The organism is Myxococcales bacterium, from assembly GCA_016716835.1.
In the GTDB taxonomy this organism is placed as follows: domain Bacteria; phylum Myxococcota_A; class Polyangia; order Haliangiales; family Haliangiaceae; genus JADJUW01.
Genome location: JADJUW010000001.1, coordinates 2,892,952 through 2,915,755 on the forward strand (window position 1 = coordinate 2,892,952; position 22,804 = coordinate 2,915,755).

Consider the following 22,804-nt stretch of genomic DNA (forward strand, 5'->3'; position numbering starts at 1 on the left):
CTATTTACCAGCTCGACCGCGAAGCTCGATAGACGGCAGCTCGCTGGCCGCGGCGGGAAACGCCACCGCCGAGGCGACGGCGATCAGGTCGGCGCGGGTTGGGCGCGAAGGCGCCGTCATGGTCAGCCCGAGGCCATCGGCCACGGCCTCGCCGCTCGTTGGAAGGCGCCCACCAGCGGCAGCCTTGGCGGGTTGCGGCGTTGCCTCTTGGTGACCGCGCGTTTCCCACGTGCCCGAGTCTAGGGTCAGCAGGGCCAGCGGGGTCAGAATGCCGTACGTCAGCGGGATGGTGAGCGCGAGCGGCAGCGCATGCCACGCCGAGGCGTTGGGGTCTTTGTACGCGTGGAGGCGATACGCCACGCCAAGCAAGAAGGCGACGACGACGTGCGACACCATCAGCTCGATAAAATTTCCGCTCATCGCCGCGGAGAGCAAGAGCAAGGGATAGATGAGGATGAGCGCAAACAGCGAATAAAAGTACATCGCCACCAGCGGGTGCGTGCGCCAGACGTGCGACAGGCCGCCGAAGTAGTCGACCATATTCGAGCGACGCCAGCGCAACTGTTGCGAAAGGTAGTCCGACAGCGAGGTCGGCGCGGTGGTACGGCACACGGCGTGCACGTTCATGATGGTCTGATAGCCGGCCTTGACGATCATGCGGGTCAGGAAGCGGTCCTCGCCATACTTGATGTCGACCCCGAGGATATTGCGCGACTCGAGCACCGGCAGCAGCTCTTGCAGCACGTGGCGGCGGTAGGCGGTGAGGCACCCCGAGAGGCACAGCACCGAGCGGAAGCGCAATTCGATGCGCTTGATGAGAAAGTAGCTGTAATAATACTTAACCGTCTGCATGCGCGACAACCAGTTGTCGCGGTCGTTGAGAATGGCGACGCGGCCACCGACAGCGCCAACCCGTGGGCTCGAGAAGCAGCGGATCATTTGGCGGATTGCGTCCGGATCGACCACGACGTCGGAGTCCACCGACACAATGATCTCCGCGCTGCTGAGGTTCACGGCGCGATTGATCGAATGTCGCTTGCCGAGATTGGTGGCGTTGCGAATCACCCGCGCATTGGGCACGCCCTTTAACACCGCCTGGGCGTGGGCAAAGCTATCGTCGGTGGAGCAATCATCGACGACGATGATTTCGAGCTTATCGGCGGGGTAGTTTTGCGCGAGGATGCTTTGCAGCGTGCGCCTGATATTGGCGCCCTCATTGAACATGGGCGTGATGACCGTGACGTGGGGTTGATACGCATTGTCGTAAGCGACCCCCGCGCCGCGTCGGTGCCAGATGAGCAGCACCAGCAAGGGGGCGCAAACCACCACCGCGCCGAGCGTCAACGCAACGACGCCAAGCATGCCACTCACGACTGCCTCCGTGCGCCAGCTATGGCAACGGTTAGGCCCTTAGCCATGACGCCCTTTGCGTAACGGTCGCACATGCTGGAAGCCTGCATTTCTTGCTTTTCACACCGCGTCCCGAACTTAGCCATAGGTTCTTTTCTTCTAAGCAAGCCAGCCGCCGTCACACTACAGCACCCAAACGATTTCGGCCACTTCTCATAATGGTACGGCGCCATAAACGCAACCCGCAAGTGACGGGCCGCACCTGGAAGTTTATTAAGTGCGGCGGCTGATGAGCTTGCCGGCAGGTCCGCGCGTTGCCCACATGTAGCTGTCGCCAAAACGCAATCGTAAACAGGGTATTACAATGCAGCGCCACTTAAACAAGCATGCGTGACAGTCGACACACTCTGAACATTCGTCGATGTTGAACTGTCCGGCAAGTTTTCCTCGAAAAGCGAAATTCCCGTGGGGCTTGGTGTTAGGGTGCCGACCCCGAGCCATGTCGCGCGCATCATTGCTTTGGCCCCGTCTCGCGCTTGTCGCTGCCTTGATGACATGTTCAGCGGCAGGTGCTCGCGCCGATACGCCGGTGACTGAGACTCAAGAATTAAATTCACAACTAATGCGGCCAAATGCCGCATTGGGCCCCGGGGCTGAGGTGGCGAGCGCGCCGAACTCCCAGCCTGCCATTTCCCCTGCCGAGGACGCGGGGGTGTTGAAGCGGCGCAAGCGTCGATCGCTCTTGGCGGTCGGCGGGACTTATGCGGCCATAACGACCTGGATGTACTTCGCGTGGTTCTACGACAAACCCGAGCTGCCCAATTTTACGTTTGGCGGCGATCGTTGGTTTCAAGACTCAACGTACGCAGGTGGTGCCGACAAGCTCGGACACATGTGGTCGGGCTATGCGCTCGGCCGCCTGACGACAACCCTGCTTAGGCGGGGCGGATGGAGCCCCGGTGCCGCGAGCATCTTGGGCAGCAGTCTTTCCTGCGCACTATTCACCTACGTCGAGATTCACGATGGCTTTTATTACCAAATGTCCCCTGGCGATCTCGCCGGCGATGCCACGGGGTGTCTGCTGTCATGGGTGATGGAACGCTCGCCTACGCTCGACCGCATGTTCGACTTGCGCGTCGAGTATGTATCATCGCCCGAATATCGCCGCACCTTCCTCGATGGCGACATCAACATCGCCGAAGATTATTCCGGCCAATCCTTTATGCTCGCCGCGCACATCGGCGAAATGCCGTGGCTGCGCGCCCAGCCCTCGGCGAAGTATCTCCGCTACGTCGACGTCGTCGTGGGCTTTAAGACGCGCAACTATAAGCCAGACCCGGACCCTGAGCTTGGCAAGCAGCGGCGCCAGACCTTGTTTCTCGGGTTGTCGCTCAACGCGCAGGCTGTGTGGGACGACGTGTTCGCGCGGCAGCGCAAGCTTCGCCGCATCGGCCATGGCATTTTCGAGGTGGCCAACCTGCCGTATACGTCGCTGCCCTTGGTCAAGGCGACGCGATCCCCAGATGATTAGCGCTTCTTCGGAATCCACGCCCAGCACATCTCGCATTCGATGGGTTGATTGCCGGTTTCGTCGGTAACGACCACCGCGACGATGACGTCGCCCTTGGGCGTGGTGGTAATAAGTTCTCGTTGCTCGGCGGTCAGCGTCGCCTCGGCGCGCATCGCGCCTTGCGAGCGCCGCACGAACTTGACGTTCATGTACTTAATCAGCGGGATCTTGTCGTCCGGCACGTTCATGCCGACGACAATGCCGGTGGCGGTCTCGGCGAGCAGCGCCATGGCGGCGGCATGAATTTGGCCGATGTGATTGCGCACGCGCGGTGCGTTGGCCAGGCTGACGACGACGCGCTCGCAGGTGACGTCTTCGTAGCGCACCCCCGCGGTGCCGGTAAACTTCACGAAACGCCCGATTGACCACGACAAGGCCCATGCGGGGTAGCGCTTAAGCTTGGCAACATTGGTGGCGAGGCGGTTCATCGCGCGCCGTCGTAACGCTTTGGCGCCGGCGTTGCAAGCGCAGGTCCGGCCTTAGGACTCGCACAATCCGGCAAGAAACCCCCCGCCGTGCGTTGCGTGGCTCCGGCGGGCCGCCCACATTATGGGTCGCATGAATTTTGAGGAGATGCTCGCCACCTTCGGGGTTTATGGCGCCAGCGTCATCGTCGGCATCTTGTCGGGCCTGCTGCCACTGCCAGTCGGCGAGTCGTTTTTGCTCGCGCTTTCCAGCGAGGCGCGCGTGTCGTGGTGGGCGTTGCAGGGTTCGATCCTCATCGTGGTCGCCATCCAGACCGCGATCCGCGTGCCGATGTTCTATGCCGGCACGCGCGCCGATCATGTGCCGAGCAAGCGCTGGCGCGATCGGCTCGAGCGGGCGCGCAAAAAGGTGGAGAAATGGCAAGACAAGCCAAAATGGATCTTGTTTATCGCCGCCGTCTTCGGCTTTCCACCGTATTACTTGGCAGTCATCGTCGCCGGCATCCTCAAGATGCCGCTGCGGACGTTTCTTATCGTATCGGTGGCTGGACGGCTCATTCACTATGGCGCGATTGCCGCGTCGCCCTATCTATTCCGCTAGCGGGGCCTGGCGTAGACGTTAGTTGGCGGTCAGTTGGCTGCGTTCGTCGGTGTCGAGGCCAAGGTCGCCACTGGCGTTTTCAAGCGACGGCGTTTGCGACAGATAGACGACCAGGGCTAGCCCGGCGGTGGCGAAAAATAGCTGCTGCTTGGTGATGAGATAAAACATCAGCGAGGTCAGGAACGCACCCTCGAGCATGGCCCAGCGCAGGATCAGCGCGCCGCGGTAGGCGCCGAGCTTGGAGGTTAGGCTAGGTTGCGCCTTGGCTTTGCCGAGCAAGGCCCCCGAGACGGCAAACGATGCGGCGATGACGCCCAACGGCACCAGCAAGAGCGCATAGGCAATCGTCTGAACGTCGAGCATGGGCGGCATACTTGCCGCGACAAACACAATCGACGCGCCCGCCATAAGGTGCGAGCCGAGGATGGCCCAATACAAGATTTTAAGAATTCGCCACGATGCGGCGGGCGTTGCGGCCTCTTCCCTCATCAGAACGGAATATCATCGGCGGCGTCAAACGAGCCACCGGTCTGGCGAAAATCATCGTCGCGCGGTGGCGGTACGTCGCCGTCAAACCCGGCGCCCTGGCCGGCACTATGACTGTCGCGGGCGCGGCGCGGTGGCGAGGCGCCTTCGCGGGCGGGCTCGACCTTCCACACATCGAGGCTGTTAAAAAATTTGGTCTCGCCCTTGGGGCTCTGCCACTCGCGACCGCGCAGCGAAAACTCGACGCGCACCTCGTCGCCAATCTGAAAGCTGTCGAGCTGGCCGCAGCGATCGCCGCTGAGTTGGAACATCACGCGCTGCGGGTATTTCGGGTTATCCGCGAGCTCGACAACGAACTCGCGCTTGGTAAATCGCGCGGAGACCTGCGTCGTGTCAAAGATTGCGTGTAGCTTGCCAATTGCTTCCATTGCCATGGGGCGGAGCATATGCCGCCACACCTTGGCGCGGCACAAAAATCGTCAGCTATCGCGCGAGAATCTCGCGAAGCCGCGTCACGCGCCAAACTTCGCAATAAAATCGCGGTGTAGGTGAAGCCCGGGATCTTTGGCCCAATGCGAAGGCTTGTGGGCGCTGCGCAGATCGATGACCTCGACCACCTCGCCGATGACGCGAAAATGCACGCGCCAGCCCGGCAGCCCAAGCACCAGCGCGCCGGCCTCGCCCTTGCGAATGCGGCCAAACGCGCGCGGCTGCGGCGCCACCTGCAACGCCGCGGCGATGCGATCGCGCAAGGGCTCACCGCCCGCGGCCTCCCACCAGGCGAGGCGCGTCTCGACCTCGGCGGACATCGCGACGTGGTACGCCGGCGCGCCCTGCGCCGCGTCTGCCTCCAGCCACCCGGCGCTTGCCTGCTGCACGATATCCGCCACCGGCACATACGGCTTGATGTCGAGCACTGGGGTGCCGTCGAGAATGTCTACCCCCGATACGTGCAAGGAGAGGCCCTCAACGCGATGCAGCCTCAACACGCTCATGCCGATGGGGTTGGGCCGATGCGGCGAGCGCGTCGCAAAGACGCCGCGTCTGATATCGCTGCCCATGGGCGGCATGACCTTGGGATGCCACGTCTCGTTGCGATCAAAAACGAACAGGACCCAGATATGCGTAAACAGCTCCAAATCGGCCAGGGCATGCTCAAAATGATGTCCCGGGGCTAATTCAATGGTGCCCTTTTTATCGCCAGCGACGAAGGGCTGGCGCGGCGTTGCAAATTTATCGACCTGATCGCAGCGCACCGCGCCGATGGCAGCAAAGGTGAATGCGCGCGCTGACATCGCCGTTACTTCGCGGCGTCGGGCACAGCGTCGCGCGCCGCGCCGGCTTGCGCAGGCACCGCGCCATGCGACGACGTCGGCGCCTTGCCTTTGCGAAACCAATTCATCAGGCTGTCGCGCCAACGCGTGACGATGTCGTAGAAGGTCGGAATCACCAGCAACGTCAGCACGGTCGACGTGATCACGCCGCCGATGACGGCGCGTCCGAGCGGGGCGCGGAAGTCGCCGCCCTCGCCGGCGCCAATTGCCACCGGCAGCATGCCCGCGATAATTGCGACGCTGGTCATGAGAATCGGCCGCAGGCGAACGCCGCCGGCTTCGATGATTGCCTCGCGGCGATTCATCCCCGTGCCCTCGAGATGCTTGGCAAAATCGATGAGCAAGATCGCATTTTTGGCGACAATACCCATCAGCAAGATTACGCCGATCATGCTCATGAGATTGAGCGTGGAGCCGGTGACGAGCATGGCGAGCATGACGCCAATAAGCGACAGCGGCAGCGAAGCCATGATGGGAATCGGCTCAACGAACGAACCAAACTGCACCACCAAGATGAAGTACATGAGCATGACGGCGACGCCGAGCGCCAAGAGAATGCGGCCAAAGACTTCCTTTTGGTCTTCTGATTCGCCGCCTTGCTTGCGCGCGTAGCCCGCAGGCAGCGTCACGCCGGCGATGGTCTTTTCGATGTCGGCGATCACCCCCGAGAGTGGGCGTCCTTCGACGTTGGCACCGACGGTCACCACCCGATCGCCATCCAAGTGCTGAATCTGCGCAGGCCCGGTGCTCGGGTTGATATCGGCGATTTGTCCCAACGTAACCGTGCCAGGCGCCCCCATCATGATGTCGCCTGGCACGCCTCGCGCAAACGAAAAAGGTAATGTGACCGGCATGCTTTCCAAATCGGCCGGTCGCTGGCGCCACTGAGGCCCGAGGCGCACGACGACCTCGCGGGTTTGCCCGGTTGGATCGATCCAGTCGCCCGATTCGACCCCGGCAAAGGCGGGATAGATCGAACCCGCAAGCGCGCCCGCGGAAACGCCAAGCTGCCCGGCCAGATCGCGCTTGAGTACCACTTCGATCTCGCTGCGCTGGCCTTTGCTCGACAAGCCTATATCGACGGCGCCTGGCACCGTCGCGATCTTGTCAGCCATCTGCTGCGCGATGACGCCAAGCACATCGGTGTTGGGGCCGGTGAGCTGGACCTGGATTTGCTTGCCGCCGCCAAAGTTGTCATTTTGTATGTACGCGGTGACGCCGGAAATTGTGCGCACCTCGGCGCGCACCTTGGCCGCGACCTCGTCTTGATGGACCGCTCGCTTATGTTTTGGGACCAGACGAACATAAACCGACGCCTCATCGACGGCGCCGCCCTGGCCACCAACCGTGGCGTACGTATAGGCGACTTCCTTGTGCTTTTTGGCAATTTCAACCGCCTGCAAGACCTTGCGTTGCGTGTATTCCAGGTTCGAGCCTGGCGGGGTTTCGATCTTAACCGTGAACTCCGAAATGTCTTGCAGCGGCATGAAGGCGCTGCCGACCAACCCAGCCATAGGTATGGCGAGGGCGCCAAAGAATGCGACGACCGCGATCACGGCCATGGCGAACCGGTGGCGTAGCGCCCAGCCGATGACTTTTTTGTACCAAGCGGTGAGGCGCAGAAACCAACGGTCAAAGATGTCGAGCTTTTTAGAGAGCCAACTCCGACGCCCCTCGATGACATCGGGGTCTTCCCATTCGGCTGACAACATCGGGTCAAGCGTGAATGAGACAAAAAGTGACACCAGCACCGAGCAGGCGATGGTCAGCGCAAATGGCGCGAACCACTGTTCGGCCATGCCGCCCATAAAGGCGATGGGCACGAAGACGACGACGATGGAGAAGGTTGTCGCGGCGACCGCAAGGCCGATTTCCGCGGTGCCCTCGCGCGCGGCGGTGTAGGTGGTCCTTGCCCATCTCCATATGCCGAACTATATTTTCCCGCACCACGATGGCGTCGTCGACCAAGATACCAATCGCGAGCGACAGCCCAAGCAGCGACATGGTGTTTAGCGTGAAGCCAAACGCGTAGACCGCGATGAAGGCTGAAATCACGGAGACCGGCAAGGCAAGGCTGGTAATGACCGTCGAGCGCCAAGATTTGAGAAAGATAAAGACCACCAAAATGGTGAGCAAGGCGCCTTCGATGAGCGAGGTCTGCACGCCCTCCACCGACTCGGCGACGCGCTGGCCGGAATCACGCACCACTTCGATCTGGGTGCCCTCTGGCAACGTTTTTTGCAGCTCGGCCACCTTGGCTAGCACGCGGGCGCTCACGTCGGTGGTGCTATAGCCCTTGGCCTTCTTGATGTCGATGCTGACCGCGGCCTTGCCGTTGTAAAACGACGCCGAGCGCGCCTCTTGATGGCCATCTTTCACGTCGGCGACGTCGCCGAGGCGCACCACTTGGTCGCCGCTTCGGCTAACCACGATTTGCTCAAAGTCGTTGACGCTGCTAAGGCGCCCGCGCAGCCGAATCGTCCGCTCATCGAGCTCGCTGTTAAGCCGCCCTACCGGCACCGCGAGATTTTCGCTCTGCACGACCTGCACGATCTGGCCGACCGAAACATTGCGCGCCTGCAAATCGTTGGGGCGCACCTCGACCGCAAGCTCGCGCTCGATGCCGCCAAGAATGTCGACGCTGGCGACGCCGGCCAGCGAGGTGAGCGCGCGTTTAAGACTTGGATCAGCGAGCGCGGTGAGTTCGGCGAGCGACAACGTCGCTGACGCCAAGGTGAGCGACACGATCGGAAAATCCGAAAACGAAAACTTATAGAGCATCGGCTCTTCGACCTGCGACGGCAGATCATTGCGGACCAGGTCGATGCGGTCGCGGATGTCTTGCATCGCCTCTTGCTGATCTTTTTCGAAGGTGAACATCACGATGATCGACGCGTAGCCATCGACCGCCGTGGAATTAATCGTATCGACGCCGGTGATCGACTGAAACTGCTCCTCGAGAGGATCGATGAGCTCGCGCTCGACCACGCCTGGGGAGGCGCCCGGATATGGGATGGAAACGGCCACCACCGGCATGTCGACCTCGGGAAACTCGTCGGTTTCGCGCTGCGTTAGGTCCACCAAGCCAAACACCATCAGCACGATCATCATCACGATGGTGACGATGGGCTTGCGAATCGCAAAATCTGAGATCCACATGGTTAGTTGCCGCCGGTCGTCGAGGGCGCGGCCGCGGCGGATGCCGCCGGCGTCGGAATTTGCGATGAAGGTGGCGTGGTGGTGGCGGCGGCGGCACCCGGCAACGTCACCTTGGTGCCGGCCTTGATTTTTTGCCCGGCACGCGCCGTGATGAGCACGTCACCTGCCGCGACGCCGCTGGTGATTTCGACCACCTCGTTGCGGGCATCGCGCAGGCCGGTAGCAACGACGACGCGCTCGGCGACGCCCTGGTTTACGCGCAGCACCGTGGGCTGGTCGCCGCTGGTGTCAATCGCGCTGCCGGGCACCACCAACGCCTTGCGGACTTCGCTCGAGACGCGGCCCTCGGCAAAGAGGCCGGCGACCAGCTTGCCGCTGGTGTTGGGGATTTCGATAATAATCGGCAATTGACGCGTGTTTGGATCGGCCGCCGGCGCGATGCGTAGGATGGTACCTTCGAACTTTTGCCCTTCGTAGCCGCGCACTTCGAAGGTTACGACTTTGCCAATACCAAGCGAGGCGATACCGTCCGATGAGACTTGTGCCAACAGCCGCATCGACGACGGCTCAATGATTTCGTAGAGCAGCGCGCCCATGCTGACCACGTCGCCCTGATTGACCGGCCGTTGCGACACCACGCCGGCCATCGGCGAGAGCACGGTGGCATCGCCAAACTGCGAGCGCGAGGCGGCGAGCATGGCGCGCGCTTGGCCCAGGCCGGCGCTCGCCGACTTGGCCGCGCTCTCGGCGCGTTCGAGATCTCTTTGGGCGAGCGCCCCGCCCTCGACCATAGCCTTGGTGCGTTCGACTTCGCGCTGAGCCATGGCCGCCATGGCCTGCGCTGACTGCACCGCGGCTTGCGCCGACTGCACGCCGTCGCCAAGCGCCTTGGATTCGATGCGCGCCAGCATTTCGCCGCGCTTAACCACTTGTCCGAGCTCTGGACCAACTCGCACCACTGCCCCATTGCTCTCGGCGCGGATGACGGCGCGTTGGCTGGCCTCAAGCGTGCCCGAGATGCGAGGGCCCGTTTGGATTTCGCCTTGCGTTACCGTCACAACATCTTCGGCGGCGATTTGCAGCAGCGGCTCGGCCGCGGCCTTGGCCTGCGTCGCCTCGCCGCCCTTGCCACCTTTGCCACAGGCAGCCCACAGCGACGACGCGACGACCAAGCCAATGGTGTATTTCGATCTTCGGTTTGACATAAGTCCCCTTAGGAAAGTTTGTAGCTAGAATCCGGCGCCAAACGGCAGTTCGACGATCATCGCCTGGCGCAGCAGCGCGACGCGCAGGTCGCGCGACGATTGCGCCTGGTTTAGCAGGGCCTGCTCGAGCTGCAAGCGCGCATCGACGAGCTCAAGGTGAGTCGATGAACCTTGCTTATAGCGCAGCTCCGCGATCTCATAGGCGCGCTTGGCCTGGGCCACCGTGCGCGTGCTCTGCTTGGAGGTCGCGGTCGCGGTTTCCACCGCCGAGGCGGCCCGGACGCGGCGGAGCTCACCTGAACGCTTGGTCTCTTCGTAGCGCGCGCGCGCCGACGAGGCGGCGGCCTTGGCGGCGTGGATGGTGGCCTTGCGGCGAAAGCCGTCAAATAGCGTAAACGAGGCGCCTACGGACACGCTAAACCCAGTGCTCCAAAACCCATCCGGCAGGAAGTTTGAGGGCGAATTCGATTTTGAATAGCCACTGCTTGCGGATACCTGTGGCAACCACGCCGCCTCCGCACTGTCGACCTGGGTTTGGCTAATCTTCAACGCCTCCGCCGCCGATCGCTCTTCGAGGCCTTCGCCGTCGCTAGGGCCAATCTGCGCTACTTCGCGTGCGGTGGCGACCTGCCCCGCCGCGTCATCGACGTCGAGCTTGCTCACAAGCACCACCGGCTGGCCCAGCGGCAGCCCCACGCGGCGCTTGAGCGTCACCATGGCAACGTCGCGGGTGGCCTTGAACTGGATGAGCGTCGCGGCCTGGTTGTCGCGCGCGACCTCGGCGCGCAGCATGTCAAATTCTGGCGTCGCGCCCTGCTCAAAGCCGAGCTTGGCGCTTTTCAAGGTTTGCTCGGATTGCGACAGCGAGGCTTCGGCGATTTCAACCCGACGCTCGGCGAGGGCCGCATCGTAGTAGGCCTGCGCCGCCTCGAGCACGGTCAGGGCTCGTTGCGATTTTACGCCCATCTCGGCGCGACGCACGCCGGCCTTCGACGCCGCAATACCCGCAGCGAGGCGCCCCCCATCGAAAATAGTTTGATCGAGCCCTAGCGAGACGGACCAGCTGTTGGGTGGCTGGCCATCGCGGCCGGCGATGCCGAAAATACTTTTTAGGTCACGGCTGTAACCTGCGGTTGCGCTCACCTGAGGCAACCACCCCGATCGCGCGCTAGTGAGCGAGGCCTTGCTCTCTTCAACGCCCGCCTCGGCGACCTCCATTAACTCCGATGCCGGGATTGCCGCCTTGAGCGCGTCGGCGAGTGACAACGGCGCCGCCGAGGGATCACTTGGCGCGGAGGTTGCGCTAGCTGGCCGATCAATCGTCGGCACCACGCCATCGGCGGCGGCAACACCCGAAATCAGCAAACAACTCGCGAAGATAAGCCAGGTCGTGCGCGCGTACATCTTGTCGCAGTGCTACTTGGCTTCGCGGCACCTGTCAATGTGGCGCAGCGACGACGCGGTGACATTGTCTGTCGCCACGGGGTAAGCCACGGCTGGAATTAACCTGGCTAGGCATCCGCAATATACGGGCCAGCATCGGCGGCATCTTCAATGTCATCCTCGACGCCGATCACCTCGGGCGCAACCGTCGGCTGCACTACCAAAATCTTCACCATGGTTGGCAGGATGCGAATTTGAGGCGCGACGCGATGTAAGATCGAGCTGACATTGCGTTGAATATCCTCGGCCTCGACGGTCGATGGCCCCGGCGCGACGACCTTGCCCACCCATTTGTCGCCGCCAAGCTCAAACGTCTGCAAAAACTCCGGGGCGTCGAGATACTTCTTGTCGGCCGGCCTCGCCATCGCGAACGCCTCGCGCAGGCGACTATCCAATTTCACCGCGAAATACAGTGCCGCGCCGGAATCTGACTTCATTACACGAGTTTGCCTGGTTTTGCGTGGCCTCGATAGTGACCCCGCCGCCTTCCCGCATTTTCGCCGGGTTTCGCTTGCCATGACGCGGCCGAGCGATTAATTTCCCGGCCTTCCAGGCGGGGTAGCTCAGGGGTAGAGCAGGGGTCTCATAAGCCCTTGGTCGGCAGTTCAAATCTGCCTTCCGCCACCATCACTTAGATTTGGCGCACTAAGTTGCACCATCATCTGTTTGGTAAGCAGATGGATTTATTTACGGCAACGAGAGACTAGACAATCGGCGGCTCGTGAATACACTGCTGCCTTCATTCGGGGATCGTCTAACGGTAGGACAACGGTTTTTGGTATCGTTTATCTAGGTTCGAATCCTAGTCCCCGAACCAGTTACGGCACGACAACAAATTCGCGCTTCATTAGCGCCACCAGGCGAGTCGCGCAGTCGACATCTGAGCCAGGGTAATGATCGAGTACTTTTTGCAAGCTGCCGTGATCGAGCACCAGCTGAAAGACATCGAGCTCTTCGGGTGAAAGCTCGCGCAACCGCCCCGCGAGCGGCGTCGGCACCGCCAGCGGTGAACCCGGCGGCGGCAGGAAGTTTTCCATGTTGCGGATTTCGTCCATCTGTCGCATGCCCTCCATGAGCAGGCCTTCGACAGAATCTTGCATTTCTTCCGGTGCTTGGATCTCGGCGTTGGGCTCGAGCTCAAACGTGCCCTCGGTCCACGACAACATGCGATACACGGCTTTTTGCGGCGCCACCGACATATCGTCGTCGATGGTCGCAAAATAAATTAGGCCCTTGCGAAAGTACAAACGGCCAACCGCGCTTGGGCTGGCTACCGTGAGGGCTCCCGACTTGCGACTGGTCGACAACAATTGAATGAGGTCGGGTAGCGGAATCTCTTCGATCACGCCCGACATGGGGCGGCCCGCACCTGCGACATGCGTTGGACGGCTAACAGCAGGTTCAATTTTTTGCGGCGCCGGCGCGTCGTTGCCCGGCGAGTTCGCGTCGAGCGCGATGACCTTGATAATCGACGTCCCCACGAGCACGCGGTCGCCTTCATGCAATTGCACGCGGCCCGGTATTTTTTCGCCATTGACGAAGGTGCCATTGGTCGAACCGGCGTCTTCGATGAAAATTTGATCGGCGGTCGTAATCACGCGCGAATGGCGGCGCGACACCATGTCTTCGACCAGGACCATGTCGAGGTCGCTGGAACGACCTATCACGATCTCGCGGTTAGGCCTAAGCGGAAATTCCCCGCCTTGGTACTTCCCCGAAATGAACCGTAATGCAAAGCGCGGGCGATCCAAGCGTCGTTCCTCTGCAACCGAGCTGCGCGGTTGCACAATTAGGATACGGCGGCGCGCCGCATGGGCGCAAGCAATTGGCTCATTTAAGACGACGCGGCCACGTCGCGCTATGTCGCGTCGCCGAGCGGGTGGTCTTCTATAACTATCTCATTGGGCGCGGTGAGCAAGTCGCGCAAGCGCTCATACACCGACTCTGAGATGACCAGGCTTGAGTGACCTAGTGGCACGGCGACGCTTTTGACGCCCTGCCCCTTGGTGCTGCTAAATGGCACCACCCAATCGCGCAACGCGCCGACCGAATACACTTCCACACCTGGTGGGATGGGGCCTTCATGTAGTTCGGCAAGAAACCGACTGCCGGGCAAGAGCTGCCAAGACGAGGTGGAGAACAGGCCCAAGGTCGCGACGCCGCCAAGCGCGATCCAGGTGCCGTGGAGCGGCGTGCCTATCATGACCAAACGCCGCACGCGCGCCGCGCCACCTAGCTTTTTGATGTAATAGAGGCCGATCAGGCCCCCCATCGAGTGGCCGAGGATGTCGACCTCCTTGACCGCAGATTGCGCCAAAATACGCTCTATCTTGCGGTGAATGATAAAGGCCGAACGGCGAATGTCGCGCGTGTTGATCGCGCCGATGTTGAACGAGAAGACGACAAATCCATCGGCCGCGAGGCGCCGTTCGAGCAGATACATCGAGCCGCGCGTGCCCATGAAGCCATGGATGATGAGGAGCGGGCGCTTCTCGCTGGTGTCGGCCACCGCGGCTCGGCGACGGATGCGGTTGCCGCGCGCGAGATTGACTAAATAGGCCAAGGTATCTGCGCCGCCGACGATGTCCTGCGTCAGCTCTTTGCCTACACCCCGCACCCGTTCCGGTAGACTTTCCACCCAGGAACACCCAGGTTGTGGCTTTCGAGGTGCGGCCATCTTTTAATGGTACCGCAAAACTGGGTAAAATTCAGTAAATGAGCACCCGCCGGCTCGGTCGATATCAACTGCACGAGCGCCTCGGTGCCGGCCCCGTGGGCGAGGTCTACCGCGCGACCATTTTTGGCGTCGCGGGCTCGGCGGTGGTGTTCGCGGTCAAGCGCATACATGATCATGTCGCGGCCAACCCAGATTTGCTGGCGGCGCTCGCCCGCGGCGCCCGCGTCTACGCCAGCGTCGATCATCAGTATGTCGCGCGGTTTCGCGAAATAGGCAGTGCCGAGGGCGAGCACTACGTCGCCACCGATTGGATCTACGGCATGGACGTCGCGCGGCTCATCGCGGCCAATCGCGCCCAAGGCACGACGGTGCCGATGCCCATTGCGCTCACGATCATCAGCCACGCCGCACGCAGCATCGCCGGCGTTCATGCTAGTGGCCTCATGCACCTCGGCGTCGCGCCACGCAACGTCATTCTCACGCCCGCCGGTGATGTAGTGACCACCGACGTTGGCATTTTTTCCGCGTTGCTCAGCGAGCTCTCGCCACGCGAATGTACGCTGGGTGAGCGCGCGGCCTATGTCGCGCCCGAGCAGTGGCGTCGGCTGAGCTGCACCTTGGCCACCGATGTTTGGGCGCTTGCCGCCCTGTGCATCGAATTGGTCAGCGGGCAACCCGCAGCCGGGACCTCCCCCGAGGCCGCCGAGGCCAACATCATCAGCGGGAATCTCGCGCGTGCGGTGCTACCCGCACCCGTGGCGAGCGTGCTCAACCGCGCCACCGCGATCGACCCGTCTCACCGCTTTTCGAGCGCGATCTTGTTTGCCGAGGCCCTCGAGGCCGCAATGCGCTCGGCAGGCGTGGCGGCGACGCCGACCGAGGTCGGCGAGATCGTGCGCCAAGCGCAAGTCGTCGAGGCCGGCACCAAGCCCGACGAACAATCGGGACTGCTGACGCTCAAGTCGCTGGCACAAGCCACGTCGTCGCCCAAGCCGACGATGCCTGGGCATGCCATGGCGCGCACGCTGCGCCCGGGCGATGTACCGCCGGCGCCGCAAGCGCCAACGGTACAGACCAAAGGCGTCGTGGCGCTAAAGCCAATGCCAACGCTCGATTCGCTCGCGAGCATTAAGACCGCGCCCGCGGAAAGACGCCTGCCGCCACCAAACGATCACACGACGCCGATTGACGAGAGCGACCTCCTGATCACGACGCGCGCGGAGGCAGCCGAAGCAAATTTGTTCGACATCACGCATCAGGGCGCGCCGCGCACCGCGCGCGAAAGCGTGCCACCACCGCCACCGCCGCCGTCGTCATCGTCATCGTCGTTGCGCCCCGTCGAAAGCGGCCGCAGCGCCGCGGCGCGCTCACGGCAAGACCTCCCGCCCATTCCGGTGGTGCAGCGCCCACGAACCGAGACGCCGACGAACTACCTTGCGGCCGGCGATCGAACCGATGTGATGGTGACGCCCATTGGCCTCGATCAGCCCGTGGATCTGCTGAATCTAGAATTCGGCGACCAGGTGTCATTGGCCGACATCCCCGTCGTCCTATCCGCGGCATCGGCCTCGCCGAGTACGAACTACCGGGCCCCGAGCGCATCGGGTGCGACGATTGGCGCGCCCCTAGAGGCGCCATTTCAACACCAAGCCGTTGCTAACGAGATTTCGCTTAATTCGCCACTGCCCGCGCCTCCCATGAGGCAGGCATCGCAACCGTCGCACGTGTCGGCGCCTCGCATGTTGCCGCGCCCATCGGCCTCGATCAGCCGCCCCCCACCAACGTCCGCGGCGCTTCCACCAGGCAAGTCGCCGCGGCGAACGTTGGTAATCGCCACCGTCGCCACCGCCTGCGTCGCGTTGGCGGGGCTTGGAGTTTTGGCGTGGCAACAACACCTCAAGTCGTCGGAGTCAGCAAGCGCAGCGGCACCTCGCGCCGATGCTGCAATCGTCGACGCGGCGGTGGTCGATGCGGTCGGGGGCGACGCCACGGTGGCACTTGCCAACGTCGATGCCGCAGCGACCGCGGTGGCGGACGCCGCGCTCGCAGACGCCGTGCTTCTTGACGCCACGCCGCGTGATGCCGCGGCGCCCGACGCCGTCGCGCTTGCGGTGGTTGATGCCGCACCACTCGCCGTCGATGCGCGACCTGTCGCGATCCCAGACGCCGCCGTCGCCGCGACGCCGTTGCCGGTCACGGGTGGCGCCATGCCGGCGCATGTCAGCGCCAGCGCCAAGGTCGACAGCCAGCCGGCATCGGCCGGGCAATTTGTGATCGAGAGCGTGCCCGCTGCGGTGGTCTACGTCGACGGCACGAACAAGGGCAAGACGCCCGTGACCTTGCCGGCGGCTAGCGACACATTTACGGTGTCGCTGTTTGCTGAGGGCTATGCGCTGTATTCCGGTAAGCTTGCAGGCACCAGCAAGCATACGATCGAGCTAACCAAGGCGCCGCGCTTTGGTGGCGTGGGCGGCATCAAGGTCCGCTGCAACGAAAAGAAGCGCTACTACATCCTCGTCGATGGCCGCCAGACCGGCCAGCTTTGTCCGACCGAACGACTGGGCGTGCCGATTGGCGTGCACACCGTTGAGATCGTCGATCTGGTCGGCGAGGTCTATCGCACGCTGTCGGTGGACGCCGACAATCCCGACAAGTCGACGCGCGTCAGCATCGATTGAGCGTTAGAGGCAGGCCAACGCGTTGGTGTAGGCCGGCGGCAGGCCCAGATCGAGCGACGTCGTGGTGGTTTCGGCGCCGCCGAAATAGACGCGCACGCCCTTGTTGCCGGCGGCGCTGTCGGTCGCCAGCACGTGGCCATCCGAACACGTCGCGACGTCCGTAATGATTTGGGCCTCGTCGGAGATGGCCGCGCCGATGGCACCAGTGGCCAAATCGATTGGCAACAAGACGCTGCTAGGACTCTCGAAGCTGGTGGTGCGATTCACGGCCATCCAAAGCGTTTGCTCGTCGGCAGAAATCATCATGCGGATCGCCGCGCCGCCGAGGTCTTCGTTGTCGATGACGCATTCGTTAGCGAGCGTGCTGGGATCAATTGCGCGCCCGCAACCCTCCGTCGGCACGAGAAAGTTGGGAGAGGCGCCAACTAACAGCTTGCCGTCAAAATAGGAGGCTGCCGGCGTCTTGACCAGGCTGGTGTTAGGATTGATAGCGGCGAGCGCCTCGGTGACGGGCGCCGCGCCGGCGCTGAGCCTGACCACAACGCCGGGCTTGACCGCGGCAAAATTCTCGAGCAGTTGGCACACCACAATGACCTCGGTGTCGCTGGTCTGCAGCGCCGCATAGCATTCAGGCAGGTCATCAAAGGCATCCAGCGCGGAGAGGTCGATGGCGCTCACGGCGTAGTCCGCGGCCGCATCGATTAGCGCCACGCCCGTGCCGCCAAACACCGGCACATAGTAAGCGTCGCCTAGGCGCGCGACGTCTTGCGGGTTGCTACCCGCGCCGGTGGAGACCTGCGCGAGCAGCTGCAGCGGATCGCGATTCATTATGGTCACGTTATCGCCGCCAAAGCGATTGACGACAACGAATTGATCGGCAAGCGCCACTAGCACAGGATCGCTTGACGCGACACCGCTAACCACGTCGGGCAACACGGTGTGCCCGATCAACTCGACGCGCGACAGGATGCCGGGGCTGGCGTAATCAGTGGCCAGCGCAAAGGCATAGTGCGTTGCGACCGGCGGCGGCGGCGGCTCGACCACGAATTCGCGGTTGTCGCCGCAGGCGAGCATGGTGCCGCTGATCACGAACGTGGCAACAGCGCGCGCGTTAGGGAGGAGAGTTGCGTGTAATTTCATGACATGGTCTTTCGTTGGCGTGTGGGCGGGTTCATCATTTCGAGATTCAGTAATGCCAGCTTGCGCTGAACATCCAGCTGCGACCTGGCAGCGGAAAGCCCGCGGTATCCATGACGGCGCGCGGCACCGTCGCAAACTCGGGGCTGGGTGGCGAGGCCAGCGCGAGGTGCTCGACGCGCAGGTTGGTGAGATTGTAGCCGTGCAGCGCGACGTCGAGCGTATGCGCCGGCGTCGCGAGCACGCGCGCGGTGAGCGCGGCCCCGAGCAAGGTGCGGGCGGGCACCTCGCGCGCCGCGGCGGCATCGAGATAGCTGCCAGAGGCGTGCGCGACGTCGAGCATCGCGACCACGGGATGCGCGCCGCGATGCAGGGCGATGTCGACGCGCGCATAAGCCTGATGGCGCGGGCGCTGCGGCAACGGCTTGCCCTCGTAGCTCGGCTCGGTGTCGCGTTGCCGCGTGGCGAGATGCGTGTAGTTGCCGGCGAGCACGACGCGGCGCGCAAGGCGGGCGTGCCAGCTCAGCTCGAGGCCGCTTAGGCGCGCCTCGCCGAGATTGATCGGTCGCATGACGTAACCGTTGGTCGACGCCCACACGATGGTGTCGTGTGCGGTGGCGACAAAGGCGGCGGCCTCGACGAGGACGCGATCGAGGCCACGCGCCGGCGCGGCCGGCGCCCACACGATGCCGGCGTCGGCACTTTGTCCGGTTTCCGGACTCAGCCCCGGATTGCCCCAGACCAGGCCGCGATCGCCGAAGAGTTCGATCAGCGTCGGCGTGCGGGCGTAGCCGCCCACGCTGGCCTTGGCCTGTAACTCGGAGGTGGCCAGCGCGCGCATCGCGAGGCGCGGCGTGGCAAAGGTATCGCGGCGGGCGGCGGCGGGCTCGCGGGTATCCAGATCGAGCAACGATGAGGTGTGCAGTCGCTCGACGCCGAGCGACGGCTCGATGATGAGCCAGCTCGTCAGCTGCGCCGCCAGCTGCAAGGTTGCGCTGCCGCCGAGGCGCGAGCCATCGAGGCGGCGGGCCTGGTCAAGGTTATCGCGATCGGTAAAGCGCTCGCCGCGCAGCGCGAGCGACGCGTCGACGCGATAGCGCGCGCCACTCGCGGTTGCCGTCACCTGCGTCCCGCTGGCGCCGGTGCGATAGGTGCGATCTTGCACGCCAACGCCGACCTCGCCCGCCGGGTCGCGATAGCGCTGGTGCTCGCCGCTGGCAAACGCGGTGCCCTGACCACGCCATCGCGGCGAGAACTCCTTGCTGGCGGTGGCGTCGAAGACGAGCTGTGAGGTCGCAAGCTGGGTCTGGGCCGCGGGTGATGACATGTTGCCCGCGAGGCCTTGCGCTCGCGTCGCGCCGCGCAAGCCAACCCGCCACGTCGCGCGCGGCGTGGCAGGTTCGGCCACGCGCGAGGCCACGCGCAGCGAGAGATCGCCCATCGCGACGCCGTTGTTTTCGCGCGCGCGCCACACGTCGTCGTCGCGATTGAGCATGGTGCCTCGATCGTCGAAATACGAGAAGTCACCGCGCGCGCGTGCGATGCCACCGCTAACGCGATAACGACCCCACGCCGCGTCGTCACCGACCCAGGCGCGCAGCCGCCGCGTGCCCCACGCGCCAACGCTGGTCATCACCGCCACGCGATCGCCATCTTCGCTGCGCCCCACCGGCGAAATGAGATGCAGCGCACCGCCGAGCCCGCTACCGCCGCCGCCACCGAGGTGAGCCGGCGCGCCACCGCGATAGACCTCGATGCGCTCAAATTGTCCCAGCTCCCATTGCGCGACATCGACCGTCACCGACGCAATACGCGACGCCGGCACATGGTCGATGATGACGGAGGTATTGCCGGGTGCCAGGCCGCGCAGCGACAGCGTCGCAAACGCGCCCATGCCGCCAAGCCGTCGCACCTGCGCGCTCACCACCGTCGCGAGCGCATCGGCGACGGCGTCGCCGACGTGCTCATCGGCATGCACCACCGTCAAGAATGGCGTCTCGGCCAGCACGCGCGCGCGGTCGCGGTGCTCGCCGCGGACGCCAAATTTATCGGCGACGCGGCTGTAATCGCCCAAAATGATGATCGTGCTGTCGGGCGCCGCTTCATCGTTGGGCGAGGCTTGCACTGGCCCGCCCATCGACGCGAGCACGACGAGCGCCGCGATCGCGCCGACGCCGGCACGCGCTGCCCACACAGGCAAATCCCAAACAACTAGACGAAGGCGTCGCATTGGTTACCCCACGTAACGGTGCTGGGGTAAACGCGTGGCGCGCGCAAACGCAGGCCATGCCTCACCCCGAGCGCAACGCTAGGCCGGTATCCTGACTCCTGATCATCCTTCCGCCGTCCTTCCCAGCGCCGCGCAATGCGAGCCCCAGTGGATGTGACAGCCGCGCACGGCTGTTGGCAGTTGTCCCAGTTACAGTAGCGGGGGCTGTGTCGGAGTTGCCTTGGCCAACCAATGGCCTAGCCGCGGCGCACCGAGCTTCCCAGAAACCTAGCGGGTTTGGTTACATTAATGTGTCGTGGGCGCCTCCTGCGGCTGCCGGGGTACCAGATCGGCCGATTACCTGTCAACCATGGCTTCTAACGGACGCTCGGCAATTATTTTTTGTAATGCTGCAACCAAGGAGGGGACTACGGCGTAGAGTGACCAACCTCTAAGGAAAAACCATGAAACGAACCACATTAGAAGCCTTGACCCTCACCCTGTCGCTCGTAGGCCTTGCCTCCGGGGCCGCCTCGTGCGCGAAAAACAAGCCCGCCGACGCCAGCGCGTCAGCCGCGGGCGCCGAAATGAAATGCGGCGCTGGCAAGTGCGGCGAAGGCAAAGGCGCGGGCGCCAGCTGCGGCGCCGAGCCTAAGGGTGCGGAATGCACCTGCGCCGGCGACACGCTGGAGGCGTGCAAGAAGACGGCGGCCGAAGCCCCCGCCACCACGCCAGCGCCTGACGCGAAAGGTGCCGAAATGAAGTGCGGCGCCAAAAGCTGCGGCTAAGCGGTAGGTAGGCGGCCATGAAATTCGGCATCGGGCTTCGCCGACGACACCACGACCAGCTCGACGCCATCGCGGCGGCGGTCGACTTTGTCGAATTGCTCGCGGAGAATTTCATGCACTTTGGCGGTCACGCGGCGCACATCGCGCGCGAGATTGCGGCAAGGCGACCCGTCGTGATTCACGGTACCGCGCTTTCGATTGGCGGGCCCGATCCGCTGTCGGCCGCCTATCTCGACGACCTGGCGGCGATGGCCGACGCCACGGAGGCGCGGTGGTGCTCGGATCACCTCTGTTATTCGTCGGCGTTTGGCGTGCGGTATCACGATCTGCTGCCCCTGCCCTTCACCGAGGCCGCGCTGGCGCATGTCGTGGCGCGGGTGCGCCAAGTGCAAGATCGCCTGCGGCGACCGTTTGCCCTCGAAAACCCGTCGTACTACGTGGCCATGCCCGACGCCGAAATGACCGAAGCGGAATTTGTCCGCGAGGTGGCGGCGCGCGCCGATTGCGGCCTCTTGCTCGACGTCAACAACGTCTATGTCAATGCGACCAACCACGGCTACGACGCGCGCGCGTATATCGATGCGATGCCCGCCGGGCGCGTGGTGCAATATCACCTCGCCGGCCACGATGATTCGGGGCCTTTTATTGTCGACACGCATGGCGGGCCGCAACCACGCGCGGTCGACGACCTGTTCTTGCATGCGGTGCGCGCGATCGGCCCGGCGTGGGCGCTATTTGAATGGGACAACAACGTGCCACCGTTGGCGACGTTGCTTGACGAGGTGGGCCGCCTGCGCGCGCTGGTTTCTAACGCGGGGGCACCCCCATGAGCGACGACTCGCGGTTGCGCGACTTGCAAGCGCAAATGCACGCGGTGCTGCGCGGTCAGCAACCGCCTGCCGCGCTCGCGACGACGTGGCAGGTGCCACCCGAGCGCGTCGCCATCTACGCGCAATTTGTCGCCGCCCACGTGCGCACGGTACTCGATAAGGATTTCTCGTGCCTGGCGGCGGTGCTCGGCGCGAGCTGGGAAGACGTCGCGTCAGCTTATGTGCGCGACGTGCCGGCAACCCACTACGAACTCAATGAGGCCGGCCGCGCGTTTCCCGCGTTCTTGCGCGCGCACGCTGAGCGCCTCGGGTTGCATGGAGGGCACCTCGAGCTAGCCGAGCTTGAATGGCTCGACTGGGAGGTCTACGCCAGCCAGGCGCCCGATCTGAGGTCGCAAGAATTGTCGCCAGCGCAGGCGCGCGATGCCACGCTTGCGGCAAACCCCACCTTGGCTGTTGTCGAAATCCGCCACGGGGCTCACCTCGCCTTGGCACAGCGCGCTGCCGGTCATGCCCCAACGATCGCCGGCGAGCCTGGTGCACCGGTGACGGTTGCGGTGTACCGCCATCCTCAATCGCGAGGCAGCGCCGTGCGCCCGCTCGACGACGCCGACCTATTTGTGCTCGCGCTCGCGGCGCGTCGTTTGACGCTGGCGCAAGCGGCTGCCGAGACTGGCCTGGCAAACGAGCCGCTACTCGAAATTGTGACCGCCGCCGTCGCCCGCGGCATTGTCTCGCTGGTTGCGCCGGCCTAAGCAGAATCCCGAAAAGCAGGAAACAGAACGCAGTGGGTGGCGGAGATTGCGGTGCACGCCTGCAGCGATGCGGCAGGCGCAGCCGTCTGGCTGTAACGAGGCTCGCGAAGCCGTACACCGGGCACTATTGCCTCCGGTACCCACTCAATGCGTTTCT

Annotated in this window: 20 protein-coding genes, 2 tRNA genes and 1 riboswitch; of the genes, 8 read left to right on the forward strand and 14 right to left on the reverse strand. The window is 63.6% G+C overall.

Going from position 1 to position 22,804, the window contains the following annotated elements; all coding sequences use genetic code 11:
* Nucleotides 1-1,362, reverse strand: a complete 1,362-nt coding sequence (locus IPL79_12845) for a glycosyltransferase (GenBank protein MBK9071872.1) — start codon at nt 1,360-1,362, stop codon at nt 1-3.
* Nucleotides 1,363-1,972: 610 nt separating this feature from the next.
* On the opposite strand from IPL79_12845, the gene IPL79_12850 reads away from it, so the two are divergent.
* Nucleotides 1,973-2,881, forward strand: a complete 909-nt coding sequence (locus tag IPL79_12850; protein ID MBK9071873.1) for a DUF2279 domain-containing protein — start codon at nt 1,973-1,975, stop codon at nt 2,879-2,881.
* Here the strand turns inward: IPL79_12850 and IPL79_12855 are convergent.
* Nucleotides 2,878-3,348, reverse strand: a complete 471-nt coding sequence (locus IPL79_12855; GenBank protein MBK9071874.1) for a DUF4442 domain-containing protein — start codon at nt 3,346-3,348, stop codon at nt 2,878-2,880. The two genes, IPL79_12850 and IPL79_12855, sit on opposite strands and share 4 nt — an antisense overlap.
* 130 nt (nt 3,349-3,478) lie before the next feature.
* On the opposite strand from IPL79_12855, the gene IPL79_12860 reads away from it, so the two are divergent.
* Entirely contained in the window at nt 3,479-3,946 is a 468-nt protein-coding gene (locus IPL79_12860; protein MBK9071875.1) for a VTT domain-containing protein, read from the forward strand.
* 18 nt (nt 3,947-3,964) lie between these two features.
* On the opposite strand, the gene IPL79_12865 is transcribed toward IPL79_12860, so the two are convergent.
* From IPL79_12865 to IPL79_12900, 8 genes are all read right to left on the reverse strand, one after another.
* On the reverse strand, nt 3,965-4,435 hold the full coding sequence (locus tag IPL79_12865) for a hypothetical protein (protein ID MBK9071876.1): 471 nt from the start codon (nt 4,433-4,435) through the stop codon (nt 3,965-3,967).
* Nucleotides 4,435-4,866 (reverse strand): DUF3127 domain-containing protein, encoded by a 432-nt coding sequence (locus IPL79_12870; GenBank protein MBK9071877.1) that lies wholly within the window; start codon nt 4,864-4,866, stop codon nt 4,435-4,437. The genes IPL79_12865 and IPL79_12870 overlap by 1 nt, the downstream gene beginning before the upstream one ends.
* Before the next feature lie 78 nt (nt 4,867-4,944).
* Entirely contained in the window at nt 4,945-5,727 is a 783-nt protein-coding gene (gene tsaA / locus IPL79_12875; protein ID MBK9071878.1) for a tRNA (N6-threonylcarbamoyladenosine(37)-N6)-methyltransferase TrmO, read from the reverse strand.
* Between the two features lie 5 nt (nt 5,728-5,732).
* Nucleotides 5,733-7,589, reverse strand: coding sequence for an efflux RND transporter permease subunit (locus IPL79_12880; protein ID MBK9071879.1), 1,857 nt, complete (start codon nt 7,587-7,589; stop codon nt 5,733-5,735).
* Nucleotides 7,483-8,925 (reverse strand): efflux RND transporter permease subunit, encoded by a 1,443-nt coding sequence (locus tag IPL79_12885; protein ID MBK9071880.1) that lies wholly within the window; start codon nt 8,923-8,925, stop codon nt 7,483-7,485. The genes IPL79_12880 and IPL79_12885 overlap by 107 nt, the downstream gene beginning before the upstream one ends.
* 2 nt (nt 8,926-8,927) lie before the next feature.
* On the reverse strand, nt 8,928-10,130 hold the full coding sequence (locus IPL79_12890) for an efflux RND transporter periplasmic adaptor subunit (protein ID MBK9071881.1): 1,203 nt from the start codon (nt 10,128-10,130) through the stop codon (nt 8,928-8,930).
* A 24-nt stretch (nt 10,131-10,154) separates the two neighbouring features.
* On the reverse strand, nt 10,155-11,495 hold the full coding sequence (locus IPL79_12895) for a TolC family protein (protein ID MBK9071882.1): 1,341 nt from the start codon (nt 11,493-11,495) through the stop codon (nt 10,155-10,157).
* A gap of 146 nt (nt 11,496-11,641) precedes the next feature.
* On the reverse strand, nt 11,642-12,010 hold the full coding sequence (locus IPL79_12900; protein MBK9071883.1) for a hypothetical protein: 369 nt from the start codon (nt 12,008-12,010) through the stop codon (nt 11,642-11,644).
* Nucleotides 12,011-12,125: 115 nt separating this feature from the next.
* On the opposite strand from IPL79_12900, the gene IPL79_12905 reads away from it, so the two are divergent.
* A tRNA-Met gene (locus IPL79_12905) sits at nt 12,126-12,200 on the forward strand.
* Between the two features lie 116 nt (nt 12,201-12,316).
* Nucleotides 12,317-12,390, forward strand: a tRNA-Gln gene (locus tag IPL79_12910).
* Between the two features lies 1 nt (nt 12,391).
* Here IPL79_12910 and IPL79_12915 read toward each other — a convergent pair.
* Nucleotides 12,392-13,324, reverse strand: coding sequence for a DUF4388 domain-containing protein (locus IPL79_12915; protein MBK9071884.1), 933 nt, complete (start codon nt 13,322-13,324; stop codon nt 12,392-12,394).
* 107 nt (nt 13,325-13,431) lie between these two features.
* Nucleotides 13,432-14,250, reverse strand: coding sequence for an alpha/beta fold hydrolase (locus IPL79_12920; protein ID MBK9071885.1), 819 nt, complete (start codon nt 14,248-14,250; stop codon nt 13,432-13,434).
* 38 nt (nt 14,251-14,288) lie between these two features.
* Between IPL79_12920 and IPL79_12925 the strand changes: the two genes are divergently transcribed.
* Nucleotides 14,289-16,928 (forward strand): serine/threonine protein kinase, encoded by a 2,640-nt coding sequence (locus IPL79_12925; protein ID MBK9071886.1) that lies wholly within the window; start codon nt 14,289-14,291, stop codon nt 16,926-16,928.
* Nucleotides 16,929-16,931: 3 nt separating this feature from the next.
* Here the strand turns inward: IPL79_12925 and IPL79_12930 are convergent, their stop codons facing one another.
* Complete coding sequence (locus IPL79_12930; protein MBK9071887.1) at nt 16,932-18,068, reverse strand: hypothetical protein; 1,137 nt, start codon at nt 18,066-18,068, stop codon at nt 16,932-16,934.
* A 46-nt stretch (nt 18,069-18,114) separates the two neighbouring features.
* The gene (locus IPL79_12935) at nt 18,115-20,259 is read right to left on the reverse strand and encodes a TonB-dependent receptor (GenBank protein ID MBK9071888.1); all 2,145 of its coding nucleotides are present in this window, start codon (nt 20,257-20,259) and stop codon (nt 18,115-18,117) included.
* Nucleotides 20,260-20,358: 99 nt separating this feature from the next.
* Nucleotides 20,359-20,581, reverse strand: a riboswitch (cobalamin riboswitch).
* A 157-nt stretch (nt 20,582-20,738) separates the two neighbouring features.
* On the opposite strand from IPL79_12935, the gene IPL79_12940 reads away from it, so the two are divergent.
* Genes IPL79_12940 through IPL79_12950 form a run of 3 tightly spaced genes read left to right on the forward strand, consistent with a single transcriptional unit; the run spans nt 20,739 to nt 22,647 of the window.
* On the forward strand, nt 20,739-21,062 hold the full coding sequence (locus IPL79_12940) for a hypothetical protein (protein ID MBK9071889.1): 324 nt from the start codon (nt 20,739-20,741) through the stop codon (nt 21,060-21,062).
* A gap of 17 nt (nt 21,063-21,079) precedes the next feature.
* Nucleotides 21,080-21,892 carry a DUF692 domain-containing protein gene (locus IPL79_12945; GenBank protein ID MBK9071890.1) on the forward strand — a complete coding sequence of 271 codons (813 nt, stop codon included), beginning with the start codon at nt 21,080-21,082 and terminating at the stop codon, nt 21,890-21,892.
* Nucleotides 21,889-22,647: a putative DNA-binding domain-containing protein gene (locus IPL79_12950; protein MBK9071891.1), complete on the forward strand. Its 759-nt coding sequence runs from the start codon at nt 21,889-21,891 to the stop codon at nt 22,645-22,647. The genes IPL79_12945 and IPL79_12950 overlap by 4 nt, the downstream gene beginning before the upstream one ends.
* Nucleotides 22,648-22,804: the final 157 nt, after the last annotated feature.